This window comes from Pseudomonas sp. 58 R 3, from assembly GCF_900006605.1.
Lineage (GTDB): Bacteria > Pseudomonadota > Gammaproteobacteria > Pseudomonadales > Pseudomonadaceae > Aquipseudomonas > Aquipseudomonas salomonii.
The window spans coordinates 58,245-78,640 of the sequence record NZ_CVTT01000084.1; the positions used below are offsets into that span (position 1 = coordinate 58,245).

Below are 20,396 nucleotides of genomic sequence, written 5' to 3' on the forward strand. Positions count from 1 at the left end.
GGTATCAAGAGCCTTCGGGCGGTATCGGTCAAACTAGGATGCTAATGCCGCAGGATGCCGTCATGTCTACCAATCACACTATGTCGCGCCTTTTCGCCGTCGCGCTCATCACCTTGTTGCTGGGTGCCGGCGGGTTCGGTTATTGGCGATCGACTCAGGACCGCCTGCCCGAAGGCTTGAGCATGGGCAATGGCCGCCTGGAATCCACCGAAGTACAGATCGCCGCCAAGATCCCCGGGCGCCTGGCCGAAGTGCGCGTGGATGAAGGCGACAAGGTGCTCAAAGGCCAATTGCTCGCACGCATGGACACCCGCACCCTCGAAGCCCAGCGCGCCCAGGCCGAGGCCGAAGTGCTGCGCGCCAAGGAGAACTTCGCCGCCGCAGAGGCCAACGTGCAGTTGCGTCAAAGCGAGCAATTGCTGGCCAACCAGGAACTCAGACGCACCCAGGAGCTGTACAAGCGCGGCTTTGCCAGCAGCCAGTTGATCGACCAGCAGCAAGCACGCCAGAACACCGGCAACGCGGCCGTGATCGCCGCCCAGGCGCAGGTTAATTCGGTGAAAGCGGCCATCGGCGCAGCACAGGCGCAGGTGGCCCAGCTCACCAGCGAAATCGACGACAGCAGCCTGCGCGCGCCCATCGACGGCATCATTCAATTGCGCCTGGCTGAACCGGGTGAAGTGCTCGGCGCAGGCGGCAGAGTTTTACTGCTGATTGACCCGAATGATCAGTACATGAACCTCTACCTGCCGGCCTCCGTCACCGGCCGCCTCACCGTCGGCAGCGACGCACGCATCCTGCTCGACGCCCTGCCCCAGCAACCGCTGCCGGCGAAAATCAGCTTTGTCGCGGCCAAATCGCAATTCACCCCCAAAGAGGTAGAGACCCGCGACGAGCGCCAGAAACTGGTATTCCGCGTCAAGCTGCGCCTGACCCAACCCAGCGCCGTGCCGCAAGCCAAACCGGGCATGCCCGGCGCGGGTTATGTGCGCACGGCTGATATCGACTGGCCGGCCAACCTGCAATGAGCGGCCTGGCGCTGCACGCCACCGGCATCCACCACCGTTACGGCAAGCAACAAGCACTGGTCGACATCGCCTTCAGCCTGCCGGCCGGTACCCGCTGCGGGTTGATCGGCCCGGACGGCGCGGGCAAGTCGAGTTTGCTGGGGCTGATCGCCGGGGTTAAGAAACTGCAGGCAGGCCAGCTTGAGGTGCTTGGCGGCGCCATCGAAGATCGCCGCCACCGCAATAGCCTGTACCCGCGCATCGCGTTTATGCCTCAAGGTCTGGGCGGCAACTTGTACCCAGAGTTGTCCATCAGCGAAAACATCCGTTTCTTTGCCACGCTGTTCGGCCTGTCCAAAGCCGATTGCGAGCAGCGCATGCACAACCTGCTGCTGGCCACCGACCTTGCGCGCTTCGCAGAACGCCCGGCGGGCAAGTTGTCCGGCGGTATGAAACAAAAGCTCGGCCTGTGCTGCGCGCTGATCCACGACCCGGATTTGTTGATTCTCGACGAGCCCACCACCGGCGTCGACCCACTGTCGCGCCGGCGTTTCTGGGAGCTGGTCGACACCGTGCGCAGCGAGCGCCCACAGCTGACGCTGCTGGTGGCCACCGCCTACATGGAAGAGGCCGAGCAGTTCGAACATTGCCTGATGCTCGATCGCGGCAAGCTGATCGCCGACGGCCTGAGCCGCGAACTGGCAGCCGTTACACCCAGCGGCAAACTCGATGAAGCCTTTACTCATTTCCAGGGTGACAGCGCCCACAACAACCAGCCGCTGGTGATCCCGCCGCGCGAAAGTGGCAACACGGATATCGCTATCGAAGCCCACGACCTGACGCTGCGCTTTGGGGATTTCACGGCGGTGAACAAGGTCAGCTTTGCGATTGGCCGCGGTGAGATCTTCGGCTTTCTCGGTTCCAACGGCTGCGGCAAAACCACTACCATGAAAGTCCTCACCGGGCTGATGCCGGCCACCGAAGGCAGTGCCACGCTGCTGGGCAACCCGGTGAATGCCAAGGACCTGGCGACGCGCAAGCGCGTGGGCTTTATGTCGCAAAGCTTTTCGCTGTATGGCGAACTCAGCGTGCGCCAGAACCTGGTGCTGCATGCGCAACTGTTCGACTTGCCCAAGGCCGACAGCGGCCCGCGTATCGACGAGCTGATCCAGCGCTTCGACCTCGGTGAAGTGGCCGAGCAACCCTCCGGCGAGTTACCCCTGGGCCTGCGTCAGCGCCTCTCACTGGCGGTGGCGGTGCTGCATCGCCCGGAAGTGCTGATCCTCGATGAGCCGACCTCGGGCGTCGACCCGGCGGCGCGGGATGATTTCTGGCGGCTATTGGTTGAGTTGTCCCGCGAGCAAGGCGTGACGATCTTTCTGTCCACCCACTTTATGAACGAAGCCCAGCGCTGCGACCGCATCTCTTTGATGCACGCGGGCAAAGTGTTGGCTTGCGACACACCCGACGCACTGCAACAGCATTTCCACGGCGACACCTTGGAAGCCGCGTTCGTCACTTGCCTGGAGCAGGCCCAAGGCGAACCCGAACCTGGCGCGCCGAACAAAACCGTCAGCGAAAGCAGCACGCCGCCCACCCGCAAACGCGGTTTCAGCATCGCCCGCCTGTTGGCCGTCGCCAGCCGCGAAGGCAAGGAGCTGTTGCGCGACAAAGTGCGCATGGCCTTCGCCCTGCTCGGGGCGATGTTCATGATGGTGATCTTCGGTTACGGCATTTCCCTGGACGTAGAAAACCTCGCATTCGCCGTCTACGACCAGGACCAGACCCCGCAAAGCCGTGCCTACCTGGAAGCCTTCCGCAGCTCGCGCTACTTCGCCGAACAAGCACCGATCCGCGATGCCAATGAACTGCACCGGCGCCTGCAACGTTCGGAAATCAAACTGGCGCTGGAGATTCCGCCCGGCTTTGGCCGCGACCTGTACGCCGGCCGCCAACCCACGGTAGCCGCCTGGATCGATGGCGGCATGCCGTTTCGCGCCGAAACCAGCCGTAACTACGTCGAAGCGGTGCACCAAGGCAATCTGCAACAACTGGCCGAACTGAGCAACCTGCCCCGTAGCCCCCAAGCTGCCGCCAAGCTGGAAACGCGCTTTCGCTACAACCAGGATGTGGTCAGTGTGAACGCCATCGGCCCCGGCGTGATGGCGCTGATCCTGGCGTTTATCCCGGCAATGCTCACCGCGTTGGGCATCGTGCGTGAGAAGGAGCTGGGGTCGATCACCAATTTCTACGCCACGCCGCTGACGCGCCTGGAGTTTCTGCTGGGCAAACAGGCGCCGTACCTGGCGGTGAGCCTGGTCAACCTGGCGCTGCTGGTGGCGATGAACCGCTGGCTGTTCGGCGTGCCTTTCAAGGGCAGTAGCGTGGCGCTGGCGGTCGGCGGCCTGTTGTATGTGCTCGCTACCACGAGCATGGGCCTGCTGATTTCCGCGTTCACTCGCACCCAGATCGCGGCGATCCTCGGCACCATGATCATCACCAGCCTGCCGACCATCCAGTTCTCCGGGTTGATCGTGCCGCGCTCGTCGCTGGAAGGTGCGGCCGCGCTGATGGGGATGTTGTTCCCCGCCGGGCACTTTCTGGATATCGCCGTGGGCACCTTCACCAAGGCCCTGGACCTGCGCCAGTTGTGGCCGCAATGCCTGGCGCTGTTCGGGTTTTTCGTCGGGTTCACCGGGCTGAGCCTGATCATGCTCAAGAAGCAGGAGGCCTGATGAGCAAGCTCGCTCATATCCTGCGCCTGGGCCTCAAGGAACTCACCAGCCTGCGTCACGACAGCGTGTTGCTGCTGTTTCTGGCCTACGCCTTCACGGTCGCGATCTACATGCCCGCCGCCGGTTCGGTGATTGGCGTGCACAACGCCAGCGTGGCCTTTATCGATGAAGACCACAGCGCGCTGTCGCGGCAGATGGCCGAGGCGTTGCAGCCACCGGAGTTTCAGCCGCCTGCGCCACTGGCCTACGACCAGTTGGACACGGTCATGGACAGCGGCGAATACACCTTCGTGATCAATGTGCCGGCCAACTTCCAGGCGGACCTGTTGGCCGGGCGTCAGCCGGGCGTGCAGGTAAACGTCGATGCCACGGCGATGAGCCAGGCATTTATGGGCGCAGGCTATATCGGCCGGATTTTCCAGCGTGAGTTGCAGCGCTACGGCGGGCAACCCGACGCGGCGGGCAAGGTGCCTGCGCAGTTGACCACACGGGCGCTGTTCAACACCAACCTGGAAGGTGGTTGGTTTTTGGCGGTGATCCAGATCGTCAACAACATCACCATCCTGGCCATCGTGCTCACCGGCACGGCGCTGCTGCGCGAACGTGAACACGGCACGCTCGACCATTTGCTGGTGCTGCCGCTGACCGCGCTGGAAATCATGCTGGCAAAAATCTGGAGCAACATGCTGGTGGTGGTGCTGTGCACGTGGCTGTCGCTGGAGCTGGTAGTCAAAGGTTTGCTCGGCGTGCCGCTGGCCGGGTCCCTGAGCCTGTTTTTGCTGGTGACGGCGCTGTACCTGTTTGCCAGCACCGCCTTGGGGATTTTTCTCGCCACCCTTGCGCGTTCGACGCCGCAGTTCGGGTTGCTGGCAATTCCGGTGATTATTCCAATGCTGCTTCTGTCTGGCGGCAGTACGCCATTGGACAGCATGCCCGAGTGGTTGCAATGGGTGATGCAGGGCTCGCCGTCGACGCATTTTGTGAGTTTGAGTGCGGCGATTTTGTTTCGCGATGCGGGCGTGGGTGTGGTGTGGCCGGATTTGCTGGCGTTGGTGGGGATTGGGTTGGTGTTTTTTGCGGTGGCGTTGGCCAGGTTCAGGAAGAGCCTGGCTTCTTGAGGTGCCTGTAAGGGCCTCTTCGCGAGCAAGCCCGCTCCCACATTTTGACCGCGTTTAATCAGAGGAACACGGTCGAATGTCGGAGCGGGCTTGCTCGCGAAAGGCGCGAAGCGCCCGCTTTACTGGATAATCAAGTTGTTGAAGAGCAGGTCTTCGACCACCGGCTTGCCAGTCTCATCGTTCATGACTTGCTGGGTTTGCTTCAGGGCTTCCTGGCGCAGCTTTTCTTTGCCTTCGACCGTGCTCATGGCTTCGTTGGTCTGCTGGGTAAACAGTGCCACCAGTTGGTTACGAATCAGCGGGTCGTTGGCTTTGACGGCCGCGGCCGCTTCAGGCCCGGTCACGCGCAGGGCGATGTCGGCCTTGTAGACCCGCAGTTTTGCCGTGCCATCCAGGCCGTAGTTGCCCACAAAGGGTGGGGTCAGGCTGATATAGCTGACCTTCGGCGCCTCGCCTTCTTTCGCTTCTTCGGCCTGGGCTGCCATCGGCAAGGTCAGGGCGAGCATCAACAGGATCCACGCTTTCACAGTTCATTCCTCGAATTCGGTTGCCGGGTAGCATAACGCTAGCAAGGCTGAGTACAAGCTTATGGCGACTTATCAGGGCCGGGCATGCTCGTTGACCCACGGGCGTACCCTCCTACACTTATCGGCCACGACGCCAAAAGGAATAGTCCGATGAAAGCTGTGCTGTGCAAAGCCTTCGGCCCCGCCGAAACCCTGGTGCTGGAAGAGATCGCCAGCCCCGCGATCAAGAAGAACGAAATCCTGCTGGACGTGCACGCGGCCGGGGTAAATTTCCCGGACACCTTGATCATCGAGGGCAAGTACCAGTTCAAACCGCCCTTCCCGTTTTCGCCGGGTGGCGAAGCGGCGGGGGTGGTCAGCGAAGTGGGTGAAAAGGTCAGCCACCTCAAAGTCGGCGACCGGGTCATGGCCCTGACCGGGTGGGGCAGCTTTGCCGAACAGGTCGCGGTGCCGGGCTATAACGTGCTGCCGATCCCGCCGAGCATGGATTTCAACACCGCCGCCGCCTTCAGCATGACCTACGGCACCTCGATGCATGCGCTGAAGCAACGCGCCAACCTGCAACCCGGCGAAACCCTGCTGGTGCTCGGCGCCTCCGGCGGTGTGGGCCTGGCCGCCGTGGAAATCGGCAAAGCCATGGGCGCCCGGGTGATTGCCGCCGCCAGCAGCGCCGACAAACTCGCCGTGGCCAAGGCGGCCGGCGCGGACGAGCTGATCAACTACAGCGAAGCCAGCCTCAAGGACGAAATCAAGCGCCTGACCGACGGCAATGGTGTCGACGTGATCTACGACCCCGTCGGCGGCGACCTGTTTGACCAGGCCGTGCGCGGCATTGCCTGGAACGGCCGCCTGCTGGTGGTGGGTTTCGCCAGCGGGCGCATTCCCGAGCTGCCGGTGAACCTCGCGCTGCTCAAGGGTGCGTCGGTGGTCGGGGTGTTCTGGGGTTCGTTCGCCCAACGCCAGCCGCAGGACAATGCGGCGAACTTCCAGCAGTTGTTCACCTGGTATGGCGAGGGCAAGTTGAAGCCGTTGGTGTCGCAGGTGTATCCGCTTGAGCAGGCCGCGCAGGCGATCAATGACCTGGGGCAACGCAGGGCTGTGGGCAAAATCGTGGTCCAGACCCGCTGAATGCGGTTCATGTGGGAGCTGGCTTGCCTGCGATAGCGGTGAGTCAGCTCCCACAGTTGATCTCTTCGGTCTTAAGACCCGATACCGACCCACACTTATCTATTCGCGACATGTTCGTAAGAGAACATGCAATCGCTCCAGTTTCCTGTGTTTGCAGATAAGAGGCGATGCTATTTTCGGTAACGAAACTGTAACATTCGCATCCGCAGTCAAAACAAGAAATTTGGAGCTCTTGAATGTTTGCTTTCTTTCGTCCTGCCGCACACCAGGCGCCCCTGCCTGAAGAAAAAATAGACAGTACCTATCGACGGCTGCGCTGGCAGATCTTCGCCGGTATTTTCTTTGGCTACGCGGGCTACTACCTGCTGCGTAAAAACTTCTCGCTGGCCATGCCGTATCTGATCGACGAGGGTTACACCCGTGGCGAGCTGGGCCTGGCCATGTCGGCCATCGCGATTGCCTACGGCTTGTCCAAGTTCCTGATGGGCCTGGTGTCCGACCGCTCCAACCCGCGCTACTTCCTGCCCTTTGGCCTGTTGATATCGGCCGGGGTGATGTTCATTTTCGGTTTCGCGCCTTGGGCGACGTCCAGCGTAACCATGATGTTCATTTTGCTGTTCATCAACGGCTGGGCCCAGGGCATGGGCTGGCCGCCGAGTGGGCGCACCATGGTGCACTGGTGGTCGCAGAAAGAACGCGGCGGCGTGGTGTCGGTGTGGAACGTGGCGCATAACGTCGGCGGCGGCCTGATCGGCCCGCTGTTCCTGCTGGGCATGGCCTGGTTCAACGACTGGCATGCGGCGTTCTATGTGCCGGCGACCGTGGCATTGGCCGTGGCGGCATTTGCCTTCATCACCATGCGCGACACCCCGCAATCGGTCGGCCTGCCACCCATCGAGCAGTACAAAAACGACTACCCGGAAGGCTACAACGCCAGCCACGAAGACGAGTTCAGCGCCAAGGAAATCTTCGTCAAGTACGTGCTGCGCAACAAAATGCTGTGGTACATCGCCTTCGCCAACGTGTTCGTCTACCTGCTGCGCTACGGCGTACTGGACTGGGCACCGACGTACCTCAAGGAAGCCAAGCACTTCGACGTGGATAAAACCTCGTGGGCGTACTTCTTCTATGAGTGGGCGGGCATTCCCGGCACGCTGCTGTGCGGCTGGATGTCGGACAAAATCTTCCGTGGCAACCGTGGCCTGACCGGCATCGTGTTCATGGCGTTGGTCACCGTGGCGACCCTGGTTTACTGGCTCAACCCGCCGGGCAACCCGATGGTCGACATGATTGCGCTGTTCTCCATCGGCTTCCTGATCTACGGCCCGGTGATGCTGATCGGCCTGCAGGCGCTGGAACTGGCGCCGAAAAAAGCCGCGGGGACTGCCGCTGGCTTCACCGGCTTGTTTGGTTACCTGGGCGGTTCGGTGGCAGCGAGTGCGGCCATGGGCTACACCGTGGACCATTTCGGCTGGGACGGTGGTTTTGTGTTGCTGGTGGGCGCGTGCCTGTTGGCGATTGCATTCCTGATCCCAACACTGTGGCACACCAACAGCGTCAGCTCGGCGCGTTAATTTGCGCCGCAGTCTTTGGCACAACGCTTGAGCCGCGCCTCCAGGTTTTTATCTGGCATGGCGTGGCTACGCAGGGCGTTCACGGTCTGCTCGACATAATCGCGAGTGGTGCCGTAACGCCCGCAAGCGCTTTGCAACACATGGTTAAGCACGATATCGGGCAGGTTGCCGGCATAGCTGGGCAAGTGCCGCTCCAACACAAACCCCAGCGCCTGCACCTGACTGCCATCTTCCAGGCGGCAACTGAGCCAGTGCGGCCGGTATGACGGGTAAGGCATCTCGCGCTGCCACAAGGCATAAAGCGAGGCCTCAAGCTGGTCTTCCGGCAAACGGTAGGCAAACCCGCTGCACGAACCGCCGCGATCCAGGCCGAACACCAACCCCGGCGACTCCGGCGTGCCTCGATGCTCGTGTGACCACAGGTACAGGCCGCGATGGTAGCCGTGAACCCGTGCGCGCATGCGCTGGGTCGACGAGCATTCGGGACGCCAGATCAGCGAACCATAAGCAAATAGCCAGACCGGCCCACCCTTATGCCTGGCCATGGTGGCCTGCATCGAACTCATTAATTGCTCGTGAGTCAGTTGCGGCCCCAGATCGAGCCGCGGAGGGTAAGCCAATTGCAACAGATCGGTTTCAATAACGGTCATGGCGGATCGCTTAGGTCTCCTGCGTGTTACCAGTTGTAAGCAACTTTACCGTAATAAAACGCGCCGCTGTAACCGTACGGCGAAAAAGTGCTGTAGGCGAGGTTGCCGCCGCTGCTGGCGTAGGCATTGACCTTCTCCGGGTATTTATCGGTGATGTTGTCGCCGCCCAGGGTGAAGGTCCAGTTCTTGAGCTTGTAGTCTGCCGACAGGTCCAGCACCCAGGCGGCCTTGAAGGTCTGGTCATTGACCTTGTCGGCCTGGTAGCTGGTGAATTCACCATAGCGCACCAGGTTGCTGTGCAGCGCCCAATTGCCGTAAGTGAAGTCGTTGCCCAGGCTGAGCTTGTGTTGCGGCGTGGTATCACCCAGCAAACCGATGCGTTCACGGCGGTCTACCCGCACCAGGTTGGCGCCCAGACTGTCCAGAATCGCCGGGTTGGGCTTCACGTCGGTCACTTTGGTGTGGTTGTAGTTGTAGCCCACGGTGCTGTTCCAGCGGATACCGTTATCGAATTGGTAGCGATAGTTGGCCACCAGGTCGACGCCGTCGGTGCTGGTGTCGGTGGCGTTGGTAAAGTAACGGGCGCTGGTGTAGTTGATATTGCCGACCCCATTAGCCTGCAGATAGGCAATGGTGGCCGGGTTGAGATTGAGGTTGGACGACAGGCTGATGCGGTCGCGGATGTCGATGCGGTACACATCGAGCGTCACGGTCAGGTCATCGGCAGGCTCCAGCACCAGGCCGAGGCTGTAGTTGCGCGACTTCTCGGCTTTGAGGTCTTCGGCGCCCAACAGGCGGGCGACCTGGCTGTTGGCCGGGAAGGTGCCGGCTTCCTGGAGGGTGTTGCCGATCAGCTGCGACGAGGTGTAGGCAAAGTTCTGCTGGGCCAGGGACGGCGCACGGAAACCATTGGAAATGCTGCCACGCAAGGCCACTTGCGGGGTGAAGTCATAACGCGCCGACAGGGAGCCGCTGACATTGGAGCCGAAGTCGCTGTAGTCCTCATGACGCACGGCGGCCGAGGCACTGAGTTTTTCGGTGAAGTTGGTTTCCAGGTCCAGGTACTGAGCCCAGTTGTGCCGCGAGGTGCTGCCGGCGTCGGCATCACGGAACCCACCCAGGCCCGAACTGCCGGTCTGGTAGTAGGACGCCGGTTCGCCCGCTTCAATTTGATAACCCTGGCGCAGGTATTCGCCGCCAAAGGCCACCGACACTGGGTACGGCAAAAAGCCCACGTCGAACTCACGGGACAGGTCCAGGCTGACCTGGCGCTGATCGTTGCTCAGGGTGCCGTTGTTAAATTTGCGTGGCGTGGCCAGGCCGAGTGAAGTGTTGATGGTTTCGGTGCCCAGTTCGTACTGGTTCTTGCCGTAGTTGGCCGACAGGTCGTAGTGCCAATCGTAGGCCAGCAAGCCGCGCAGGCCGACCACCAAGGACGTGTCTTCCAGATTGCCCTTGATCAGCGGCAGGTAGCCATTGGGGTTGAGCGCCGGGATGTTGTTGGACGCATTGCTCGCCCGATAGAACGCCGCCGTTTCGCCACGGCGCTTGCTGTAACCGCCGAAGGTGTAGAACTCGGCTGCATCGTTGAAGGAATATTCGGAGTTGAACTGGAATTTGCCTTCATTGGTGGCCGGCTCGCCCTGACGGAACACGCGCTGACCATAGGTGGTGGAACCCACGCTGCCAGGGCGCAAGTCGTCGCCGGCGCGGTTGGTGTAGTCGTTGTCGGCGCCTTCACCCGAAACGTTGATAAAGCCGTTATCACCCAAGGCAAACCCGCTGTTGCCGCTGACGTTGCGCTGGATGCCGTCGCCCTTCTTGTACTCGCCAAACTTGGTCGAGACAGAGCCGCCGTGGTCGTCGTGCTTGAGGATCACGTTGATCACCCCGGCAATCGCGTCCGAGCCATAGCGCGCCGACGCGCCATCGCGCAGCACTTCGATATGGTCGACCGCCGACAACGGGATCGCATTCAAATCCGCCGGCGCCGAACCGCGCCCCACCGCGCCGCCCAGGTTGACGAAGGCACTGGTGTGGCGGCGTTTGCCATTGACCAGCACCAGCACTTGATCCGGCGATAAACCGCGCAACTGCGCCGGGCGTACCAGTTCGGCACCGTCCACCAGGCTGGGCCGCGGGAAGTTGATGGAAGGAATCAGACGTGCCAACACCGCGCCCAGCTCATCGGAGCCGGTGCTGCGCAATGTGTCACCGGAAATGACATCGATGGGCGACAACGAAGCACTGGCGGTGCGCTCTTGGGCGCGGGTGCCGGTGACAATCACGGTGTCGAGTTTGGGTGCTTCGGCGGCTGTTTCGTCCGCCCGCACCGGATTGAATCCCACAGCAGTCAGCAAATTGGCCGACAAAATAGCTGTGTACGCATGTTTCTTGTAACTCCCCATACCGCTCCCCTGCCATTCAAACCTGGCAATCAAAAAATCAAAGCTTCAATGCTCTGAGTTCACACGATCGGTCCGGCTGGCGGGCGGTAGCGGTCAGTTACTGGTTGTTGACGATAAGGCGGTAGTCCGTTGGCTTATAGCCTAATTAGATTATTCCTACATTTAAAATATCTTAATTGCATAAGCATAGGCGGCCGTGTTTTCAGCGCTGGTTCAGGTCATGCCCAACACAAGCCGCCAAACTGCAGATGTTTAGCGACCCACATTAGCCGCCTCTTCAAACGACTATCGAGGTCGAACCATGAAATACCTGTTTTCAGGTCTGCTGCTTTTGCTGCAAACCACCACTGCTCTGGCTTCCGAGGCCGCCGCCAATGACAACAAAGGTTTCTGGTACGCCCAGACCAGTGTCTACACCCGCCATTTTTCTCCGGACCCAAAGCACAATAACAATCAGGATTTGATCAACCTGGAACGTAACGAGGCGTCGGGGTTGGTGTATGGCGGGGCGACGTTTCGCAACTCGTTCAGCCAGCGCTCGTATTACGTCTACGCCGGCAAGCGCTACGATATTGGCGACTCGCCGTTCTATATGAAGGTGACCGCAGGCGCGCTACAGGGCTATCGCGGTAAGTACCGCGACAAAATCCCGCTCAACCGTTATGGCGTGGCACCGGCGATCATTCCGTCAGTGGGGGTTCACTTCGGCCCGGTGGCCAGCGAGTTGGTGTTGCTGGGGTTCAATGCGGCGATGCTGACGGCAGGCGTGCGTTTCTAAGAAAACCGCATAGCTGTGTGGGAGCTGGCTTGCCTGCGATAGCGGTGTATCAGTTGCAGGTGTGTTAGCTGACCCACCGCTATCGCAGGCAAGCCAGCTCCCACACTGGTTCAGCTCAAGGCTTCAAGGGCGCGGCGCGTAGGCGAACACATCGGCGCGCATCTGGTGTGCATCCATGCCGGCGTCCACCAATGCGTCCAGCGTGCCGTAGATCATTGCCGGAGAACCACTGGCGTAGACGTGCACCGCCTTGAGGTCGCTGATGTCTTCACACACAGCCTCATGCAGCAGCCCGCAGCGCCCTTCCCAACCGCACAGGTCACTGACCACTTTGTGCAGGAACAGGTTGGGCAGTTGCTGCCATTGCTCCCAGTGTTCAATCTCGTAGAAGTCTTCCGGGCGGCGCACGCCCCAATACAGGTGCACAGGGTGCTTGAAACCCGAGGCGCGGCAATGCTCGATCAGGCTGTGCATCTGCGCCATGCCGGTGCCGGCGGCGATCAGCACCAGCGGCCCGTCCGGTAGTTCGGCCAAGTGAGTATCACCAAACGGCAGTTCAACACGGGCCATCTGGTTACGTTGCAACTGCTCGATCAAATTGCGCGCACTGTCCTCGCGCACCAGCACATGCAGTTCCAGCTCGCGCCCGGCATGGGGCGCCGAGGCCAGGGAAAACGCCGATTTATCGCCATTGTCGCGCTCGATCATCAGGTATTGCCCGGCGTGGTAACGCACCGCCTTGCCGGCCGGCGCGCGCAGGCGCACGCGCCATACATCGCCACCGACCTCCACGCATTCACTTAATTGGCACGACAACTTGCGCAACGGCAACTCTCCCGGCGCCAGCACGCCATCCCATAACACAATGCAATCTTCCAGCGGTTCGGCGATGCAGGTGTAGAACTCACCATGGTCACGCACCTCACCGGCTTGCCGCACCCGGCCTTCCACCAGCAGCGCGGCACACACATGGCACACGCCATTGCGACACGCCTGTGGGCACTCGTAGCCCAGGCGGCGCGCGCCTTCGAGGATTCGCTCGCCAGGGACCAGCTCCAGTACGGCGCCGGAAGGTTGCAGGGTTACACGCATCAATCTATTCCCAATTCTTTCCAGATCGCATCAACACGTGCGGTCACAGCGTCATCCTTGACGATCACCCGGCCCCATTCGCGGGTAGTCTCACCCGGCCATTTGTGGGTGGCATCCAGGCCCATCTTCGAGCCGAGGCCCGATACCGGCGAAGCAAAGTCGAGGTAGTCGATCGGCGTGTTGTCGATCATCACCGTGTCGCGCTTGGGGTCCATGCGCGTGGTGATGGCCCAGATCACGTCGTTCCAGTCCCGTGCGTTGATGTCGTCGTCGGTGACGATAACGAACTTGGTGTACATGAACTGTCGCAAAAACGACCACACACCGAGCATTACCCGCTTGGCATGGCCTGGGTACGACTTCTTCATGGTCACGATGGCCATGCGGTACGAGCAGCCCTCGGGCGGCAGGTAGAAGTCGGTGATTTCCGGGAACTGCTTTTGCAGGATCGGCACGAACACTTCGTTGAGCGCCACACCGAGAATGGCGGGCTCATCCGGCGGCCGGCCGGTGTAGGTGCTGTGGTAGATCGGTTTGATCCGGTGGGTGATGCGCTCGACGGTGAACACCGGAAAGCTGTCGACTTCGTTGTAGTAGCCGGTGTGGTCGCCGTAAGGGCCTTCATCGGCCATTTCGCCCGGATGAATCACGCCTTCGAGGATGATTTCGGCGGTGGCCGGCACTTGCAGGTCGTTGCCACGGCACTTCACCAGCTCGGTGCGGTTGCCGCGCAGCAGGCCGGCGAAGGCATATTCGGACAGGCTGTCGGGTACCGGCGTCACGGCACCGAGGATGGTCGCCGGGTCGGCGCCCAGGGCCACGGACACAGGGAACGGCTTGCCAGGGTGTTTTTCGCACCACTCACGGAAGTCCAGCGCGCCGCCACGGTGACTCAGCCAGCGCATGATCACCTTGTTGCGGCCGATCACTTGCTGACGGTAGATCCCCAGGTTCTGGCGATCCTTGTTCGGGCCTTTGGTGACGGTCAGGCCCCAGGTGATCAGCGGGCCGACGTCGCCCGGCCAGCAGGTCTGCACCGGCAACATGGCCAGGTCGACGTCATCGCGTTCGATGACCACTTCCTGGCACACCGCGTCCTTGACCACTTTGGGCGCCATGGCAATGATCTTGCGAAAGATCGGCAGCTTCGACCAGGCGTCCTTCAAGCCCTTGGGTGGCTCGGGCTCCTTGAGGAAGGCCAGCAGCTTGCCGATCTCGCGCAGCTCGCTGACCGACTCGGCGCCCATGCCAAACGCAACGCGGTCGGGCGTGCCGAACAGGTTGCCGAGCACCGGGATATCAAAGCCGGTCGGGTTTTCGAACAGCAGCGCCGGGCCCTTGTTGCGCAAGGTACGGTCGCAAATCTCAGTCATTTCCAGCACCGGGGAAATCGGCACCTGGATACGTTTCAACTCTCCGCGCTGCTCAAGTTGCTGCACGAAATCCCGAAGATCCTTGAATTTCATTAACCATGCCACCCGTAAAATAGGCGTACATCCTACCTGCTCTTAAGAGCGCTGGCAGCTTATTGCACGTCATTGCGACTCACACCCGACTCAACGGCCTCATTACGCATGGCGTGGAAGAAGGGCTCAAGGAACCCTTCCACATAACGCGTGCCCACGGCTGAGAGGTGGTTGTCATCGGTATACAGCGACTGGCCATCGCGCTCGACCCGGCACCAGCCGTTCGTCTCGCACAGCTTGGGCGCCGGGTCCATGAGCTGGACACCGGGGTCGGCCGCAGCGATGCGCTCAAACACGCTGCTGATGAAGGCTTGGCGCTCGACGTGCTCGGCCAGGGGCAAACCTTCGCGGTCGGTCGGGCGCCCCAGCATCGCCAGGCGGCTGAGCCGGTAAGGCACGTTGAACGCCTGCAACGGCACCTCCTTGACCAGCCACACCCTGTGCCCGCTGGCACGCAGTTGCTGCACCAGCGCACTCACACCCTCGGCAAACAGTCGTTCAGCGACGGCGCGGTCGTACTTGCCCGTCTGCGGGTCATGAAGGGAGGCGCCGGTGTCGCCGGAGCGCTGGCCATAGACGTAAAGGCTCCAGCGGGCTACCAGCACCACATCACTGAACGGTTCCTTGCTCAATAACTGGGTGACACGCTCGTTGAACGCTCGGCAGCCCGGGGTGTTTTCTTTGCGGTCGAACGGCAGGCACCCGGCGTAACCGGCCTGGGTGATGCCGAAGTCGTACTTGCGTGAGCCGTCATTCAACGCAGGAATGAGTGCCGAGGCATGGCTGTCGCCCCAGACCAATGCGCGGGCAGCACTGGCCTGCGGGCCAAAGTGGCAAAGTTTGCGATGTGGGTCCTTCTTGTCATCCGACAGGCAGCTCATGAGCGTAGGGCTCCAGGTATGCGCCTGGGCAAATTGCAACGCCTGGGGCGACAGCCGCGATGCAAACCCATCCGACCACACCAGGCCTTTGCCGATCAGGCCCAGGCCGGCGAGCCCGACAAGGCCCGCGATCAGGATCGCCCGACGACCCGCCAGCAGGCGCCGCTCACGAAACGGCCCCTCGACGAACCGCCAGGACAGGTAACCCAACACCAGGCTCAAGACGAACAGACCCGCCAGCGCCCAGGACGACAGGCCAAAAATACTCGCGTACTTGCCAAACACCAGCACCGGCCAGTGCCACAGGTACCACGAATAGGAAATCAGCCCAATCCCGACCAGCACGCGACTGCCCAGCAAGCGCCCGACCCAGGTGGCGTGTTGGCCGTTGGCCCAAATCAACCCCACCACGCCCAATACCGGCAACAAGGCCGCAGCGCCAGGGAACGCAGTGCTGGCGTCATAACCCAATACCGCCACCAGAATCAGGCCCAGGCTGAACAGACTGACCGTTTGCGCCAACAGCGGACTTACCCGCCCTGCCCGCGCCGGCATCACCGCCAACATGGACCCGGCCAGCAATTCCCAGGCACGCATGGGCAGCAGGAAGAACGCCTTGTCCGGCTCATGGGCCACGGCCCACACGCTCGCCGCAAACGACACCAGCAGCAACACAAACAAAGCGCTGCGCCACTGCTTCAGCCGGCTCGACAACAGCGCCAGCAAGAGTGGAAAGGCGATGTAGAACTGCTCTTCAACCGAGAGCGACCAGGTGTGCAACATCGGCTTCATATCGGAGGCCGTGTCGAAGTAGCCATCCTGACGCATGAAGAACAGATTGGAGATGAAAATAACCTGATTGTGTATCGAGCGCCCAAGCTCTGAGTAATCTTTGGGCGCCATCAGGAACCAGCCGGCCACCAACGAGGTGAACATCATCACAAGCAACGCAGGCAGGATACGCCGTGCCCGTCGCGCCCAAAAATCGACAAAGCTGAAACGCCCTGCTTCACGCTCGCGCCAGATGATCGAGGTGATCAGGAAGCCTGAAATCACGAAGAACACATCAACGCCGACAAAACCGCCAGTAATACCAGGAACACCAAAATGGAACAGCACGACAGCGAGGACAGCAATGGCGCGCAGGCCATCAATGTCTCTTCGGTAAGCAAGAGCGGTCATAAATCGTAGATCAGCCTGATTCGAATGGAGATGAGCGTAGCCACGCTCAGCCTTTTTGTTTCTTAACTGACACTATTACCGCACAAATCTCACTTTTCCGATGCAAAAAAAATGGCGCCCCGAAGGGCGCCATTTTTTGGACCTGAAGCGTCGTATTACTTACGCTTCATCGACAGGAAGAACTCGTCGTTGGTCTTGGTGGTTTTCAGCTTGTCGATCAGGAACTCGATGGCGGCTACTTCGTCCATCGGGTGCAGCAGCTTGCGCAGGATCCACATGCGCTGCAGTTCGTCGTCGGCGGTCAGCAACTCTTCACGGCGGGTGCCGGAGCGGTTGATGTTGATCGCTGGGAACACACGCTTTTCAGCGATGCGACGGTCCAGGGGCAGTTCCATGTTGCCGGTACCCTTGAACTCTTCGTAGATCACTTCGTCCATCTTCGAGCCGGTTTCAACCAGCGCGGTGGCGATAATGGTCAGCGAGCCGCCTTCTTCGATGTTTCGCGCAGCACCGAAGAAACGCTTTGGTTTCTCCAGGGCGTGGGCATCGACACCACCGGTGAGGACCTTGCCGGAGCTTGGGATCACGGTGTTGTAGGCACGCGCCAGACGGGTGATGGAGTCGAGCAGGATGACCACGTCTTTCTTGTGTTCAACCAGGCGCTTGGCCTTCTCGATCACCATTTCGGCAACCTGCACGTGGCGGGTTGGCGGCTCATCGAACGTCGAGGCAACCACTTCGCCGCGCACGGTGCGCTGCATTTCGGTCACTTCTTCCGGGCGCTCATCGATCAGCAATACGATCAGGTGAACTTCCGGGTTGTTACGCGCGATGTTCGCTGCAATGTTCTGCAGCATGATGGTCTTACCGGCTTTCGGCGGTGCGACGATCAGGCCGCGCTGGCCTTTGCCGATCGGGGCGCACAGGTCGATGACACGACCGGTCAAGTCTTCAGTGGAACCGTTACCGGCTTCCATCTTCATGCGCACGGTCGGGAACAGCGGCGTCAGGTTCTCGAAGAGAATCTTGTTCTTCGCGTTCTCAGGACGATCGAAGTTGATCGTGTCGACCTTGAGCAGGGCGAAATAACGCTCGCCTTCCTTCGGAGGACGGATCTTGCCAACGATGGTGTCACCGGTGCGCAAGTTGAAGCGACGGATCTGGCTCGGCGAGACGTAGATATCGTCTGGGCCGGCAAGATAGGAAGCGTCTGCAGAGCGGAGGAAGCCGAAGCCGTCCTGGAGAATCTCCAGCACGCCATCACCGGAGATTTCCTCGCCGCTTTTCGCGTGCTTTTTGAGCAGGGAGAAAATCACGTCCTGCTTGCGCGAACGGGCCATATTTTCTATGCCCATTTCTTCGGCCAGTTGGAGCAGGTCGGTAATCGGCTTTTGCTTGAGTTCAGTCAGATTCATATAGGAATGACGTAATCATTTATGGAGGGGGGAAATTAAGCTTTTGGCTTAATGAGGCCGCGCCGCAGAGAAGGCGACAGGATCGCGTACTAATCGAAAAGGAATGCGTCGGCGACGGCTTGCAGGGGGCAGTGGAGAAACCAGTGCGGGGCCGAATGTACCACCTGAATTTCGGAGCGTCTAGCCCTGTTTCACGAAAAAGCCCCGCTATTTTGCGGGGCTTTTTTGACGACGCTTAGATGTTCGCGTCGAGGAAAGCTTGCAGCTGGGACTTCGACAGCGCGCCCACTTTAGTGGCTTCGACGTTGCCGTTCTTGAACAGCATCAGGGTCGGGATACCACGCACGCCGTGCTTGGCCGGGGTTTCCTGGTTGTCGTCGATGTTCAGCTTGGCAATGGTCAGCTTGCCTTCGTAAGTGGTCGCAATGTCGTCCAGAACAGGGGCGATCATTTTGCAAGGGCCACACCATTCAGCCCAGTAGTCAACCAGTACCGGGCCTTGAGCCTTGAGTACTTCGGCCTCAAAGGTCGCGTCGGTGACGTGCTTGATAAGATCGTTGCTCATGGATGTCTCCGGATTGTAAGCAAAAAAAACGTGGCCCATCATAGCCGCCCTTCCCCCGTTCAGGAAGCCGCCTCTGATTGAGTCTTGCTATGGCGCCGCATGAGTTTGGGTATAGCTCACTCACGGCGTCACGGCAGTCACGAAGGCGATGCCTGTACGCAACGCCGCATTGCGCACGTGTTCCTGCATGGTTTTCTGCGCCGCCGCACTGGCGCGCCGAGCCAGGGCACGCAGGATCCTGCGGTGTTCTTGCCAGGTCTCCATGGCCCGTTCCGGCCGGATGAACGGTAGCTTCTGGCTCTCCAGGAACACCTCGGCACTGGCACTCAGGATGCTCACCATCGCCTGGTTACCGCTGGCCAGCAGGATCCGTTGATGAAACTCGAAGTCCAAGCGGGCAGCGGCTTCGAAGTCGCCGGCCTTGAGTACTTTGCGCATGGCCTCGACATTGTCTTGCAGGCTGTCCAGCTCATCGGGGCTCAATGTTACCGCCGCCAACCCCGCAGCAAACCCTTCCAGGGCGTAGCGCAACTGGAAGATATCCAGCGGCGTGGCCTGGGCGGCGAAGGGCCAGGCAAACCCCGGCGCCTCTTGCACCTCTTGCACAAACACGCCTTTACCCGGCTGCACACTCACCACGCCCAGAGCACTTAAAGACGACAACGCCTCGCGCAACGACGCCCGACTCACGCCCAACTGTACCGCCAGGTCGCGCTGGGACGGCAACGCGTCACCCGCGGCAAAGCCCTGTTCCTTGATCAGTTTACGGATGGCCTGCAGGGCCGCTTCCGGTACGGCTTGGGCGATGGAATTCATAAAAAACTCAAGGTTGCAGTCAACGGAGCGGCTAGTTGTAAAGCTATTCGCAGCCGGCGGCAAGCCACGCCCCAAAGGGGCTCGCGGGGTTTTATCGGCGCTCGAAAAAGGTGCGAAAACCCTGCGCACTGTTCAGACCAGTAAGACCACCAGACCTCAACAAATCCCGGCGTTCCAGGCCATTGATGCGGTGATGGCATGGGCCGTGCAATGGCTCGAAACAGAATATTCCCGCGCCCTTCCCCGGAGAGTTGCCATGACCAAGCGCTACAGCGCCCTGCTCACTGCCCTGTTTGCCAGCCTGATGCTGAGCCAGGCGCCCGCCCATGCCAACGGTCTGGACGATATCGTCGCCCGTGGCACCCTCAAGGTGGCCGTGCCCCAGGACTTCCCGCCGTTCGGCTCGGTTGGCCCGGACATGAAACCCCGTGGCCTGGACATCGACACCGCCAAGCTGCTGGCCGACCGGCTCAAGGTCAAGCTGGAGCTGACCCCAGTCAACAGCACCAACCGTATCCCGTTCCTCACTACCGGCAAGGTCGATCTGGTGATTTCCAGCCTGGGCAAGAATGCCGAGCGCGAAAAGGTCATCGACTTCTCCAAGGCCTACGCGCCGTTCTACCTGGCCGTGTTCGGCCCGCCTGATGCGGCCATCCACACCACCGATGACCTCAAGGGCAAGACCATCAGCGTGACGCGCGGCGCCATCGAAGACATCGAGCTGACCGCCGTGGCGCCCAAGGAAGCCACGATCAAGCGCTTCGAAGACAACAATTCCACCATCGCCGCCTACCTGGCCGGCCAGGTCGACCTGATCGCCAGCGGCAACGTGGTGATGGTCGCGATCAGCGAGCGCAGCAACAAACGCGGGCTGGCGCTGAAGGTGAAACTCAAGGATTCGCCGGTGTACGTGGGCGTGAACAAAAACGAGCCGGCGCTGCTGGAGAAGGTCAACCAGATCCTGGTCGCGGCCAAGGCCGATGGCAGCCTGGAAAAGAACGCGATGCAGTGGCTTAAAGAACCACTGCCTGCCGATCTGTGAGGCGGAGCTGAT

The 20,396-nt window shown here is 60.8% G+C and carries 16 protein-coding genes; 7 read left to right on the top strand and 9 right to left on the bottom strand.

Translation table 11 applies throughout. The features are described 5' to 3' along the window. The first annotated feature begins 62 nt into the window (after positions 1-62). The 3 genes from BFP92_RS26955 to BFP92_RS26965 are packed head-to-tail and all read left to right on the top strand — an operon-like array spanning position 63 to position 4,860. Entirely contained in the window at positions 63-1,028 is a 966-nt protein-coding gene (locus BFP92_RS26955; protein WP_065931930.1) for an HlyD family secretion protein, read from the top strand. Continuing rightward, positions 1,025-3,742, top strand: coding sequence for a ribosome-associated ATPase/putative transporter RbbA (gene rbbA, locus BFP92_RS26960; protein WP_065931845.1), 2,718 nt, complete (start codon positions 1,025-1,027; stop codon positions 3,740-3,742). Before BFP92_RS26955 ends, rbbA begins: the two co-directional genes overlap by 4 nt. Then, entirely contained in the window at positions 3,742-4,860 is a 1,119-nt protein-coding gene (locus BFP92_RS26965) for an ABC transporter permease (protein WP_083221813.1), read from the top strand. The genes rbbA and BFP92_RS26965 overlap by 1 nt, the downstream gene beginning before the upstream one ends. A 119-nt stretch (positions 4,861-4,979) precedes the next feature. On the opposite strand, the gene BFP92_RS26970 is transcribed toward BFP92_RS26965, so the two are convergent. After that, on the bottom strand, positions 4,980-5,387 hold the full coding sequence (locus BFP92_RS26970; protein ID WP_056860760.1) for a flagellar basal body-associated protein FliL: 408 nt from the start codon (positions 5,385-5,387) through the stop codon (positions 4,980-4,982). Between the two features lie 150 nt (positions 5,388-5,537). Here BFP92_RS26970 and BFP92_RS26975 point away from each other — a divergent pair, with 150 nt between their 5' ends. Together BFP92_RS26975 and glpT are read left to right on the top strand one after the other, a co-directional pair. After that, positions 5,538-6,515 (top strand): NADPH:quinone oxidoreductase family protein, encoded by a 978-nt coding sequence (locus BFP92_RS26975; protein ID WP_065931846.1) that lies wholly within the window; start codon positions 5,538-5,540, stop codon positions 6,513-6,515. Between the two features lie 236 nt (positions 6,516-6,751). Continuing rightward, positions 6,752-8,089, top strand: a complete 1,338-nt coding sequence (gene glpT / locus BFP92_RS26980; RefSeq protein ID WP_053258586.1) for a glycerol-3-phosphate transporter — start codon at positions 6,752-6,754, stop codon at positions 8,087-8,089. Here the strand turns inward: glpT and BFP92_RS26985 are convergent. Next, entirely contained in the window at positions 8,086-8,739 is a 654-nt protein-coding gene (locus BFP92_RS26985) for a gamma-glutamylcyclotransferase (RefSeq protein WP_065931847.1), read from the bottom strand. The genes glpT and BFP92_RS26985 overlap by 4 nt on opposite strands. 26 nt (positions 8,740-8,765) lie before the next feature. Beyond that, positions 8,766-11,147: a TonB-dependent receptor plug domain-containing protein gene (locus BFP92_RS26990; protein ID WP_065931848.1), complete on the bottom strand. Its 2,382-nt coding sequence runs from the start codon at positions 11,145-11,147 to the stop codon at positions 8,766-8,768. 301 nt (positions 11,148-11,448) lie between these two features. Here BFP92_RS26990 and BFP92_RS26995 point away from each other — a divergent pair, with 301 nt between their 5' ends. Beyond that, on the top strand, positions 11,449-11,925 hold the full coding sequence (locus tag BFP92_RS26995) for a sn-glycerol-3-phosphate transporter (protein WP_065931849.1): 477 nt from the start codon (positions 11,449-11,451) through the stop codon (positions 11,923-11,925). A gap of 123 nt (positions 11,926-12,048) precedes the next feature. On the opposite strand, the gene BFP92_RS27000 is transcribed toward BFP92_RS26995, so the two are convergent. From BFP92_RS27000 to BFP92_RS27025, 6 genes are all read right to left on the bottom strand, one after another. After that, positions 12,049-13,017 carry a CDP-6-deoxy-delta-3,4-glucoseen reductase gene (locus tag BFP92_RS27000; RefSeq protein WP_065931850.1) on the bottom strand — a complete coding sequence of 323 codons (969 nt, stop codon included), beginning with the start codon at positions 13,015-13,017 and terminating at the stop codon, positions 12,049-12,051. Continuing rightward, on the bottom strand, positions 13,017-14,483 hold the full coding sequence (ubiD, locus tag BFP92_RS27005; protein WP_065931851.1) for a 4-hydroxy-3-polyprenylbenzoate decarboxylase: 1,467 nt from the start codon (positions 14,481-14,483) through the stop codon (positions 13,017-13,019). Before ubiD ends, BFP92_RS27000 begins: the two co-directional genes overlap by 1 nt. A 59-nt stretch (positions 14,484-14,542) precedes the next feature. Then, the gene (locus BFP92_RS27010) at positions 14,543-16,546 is read right to left on the bottom strand and encodes an acyltransferase family protein (RefSeq protein ID WP_065931852.1); all 2,004 of its coding nucleotides are present in this window, start codon (positions 16,544-16,546) and stop codon (positions 14,543-14,545) included. 155 nt (positions 16,547-16,701) lie between these two features. Next, on the bottom strand, positions 16,702-17,961 hold the full coding sequence (rho, locus tag BFP92_RS27015) for a transcription termination factor Rho (RefSeq protein WP_003176825.1): 1,260 nt from the start codon (positions 17,959-17,961) through the stop codon (positions 16,702-16,704). Positions 17,962-18,196: 235 nt separating this feature from the next. Further along, positions 18,197-18,526: a thioredoxin TrxA gene (gene trxA / locus BFP92_RS27020; RefSeq protein ID WP_003213989.1), complete on the bottom strand. Its 330-nt coding sequence runs from the start codon at positions 18,524-18,526 to the stop codon at positions 18,197-18,199. Positions 18,527-18,646: 120 nt separating this feature from the next. Then, entirely contained in the window at positions 18,647-19,342 is a 696-nt protein-coding gene (locus BFP92_RS27025; protein WP_065931853.1) for a FadR/GntR family transcriptional regulator, read from the bottom strand. Positions 19,343-19,598: 256 nt separating this feature from the next. Here BFP92_RS27025 and BFP92_RS27030 point away from each other — a divergent pair, with 256 nt between their 5' ends. Then, positions 19,599-20,384, top strand: coding sequence for a transporter substrate-binding domain-containing protein (locus BFP92_RS27030; protein ID WP_056860769.1), 786 nt, complete (start codon positions 19,599-19,601; stop codon positions 20,382-20,384). The last annotated feature ends 12 nt before the right edge of the window (positions 20,385-20,396 follow it).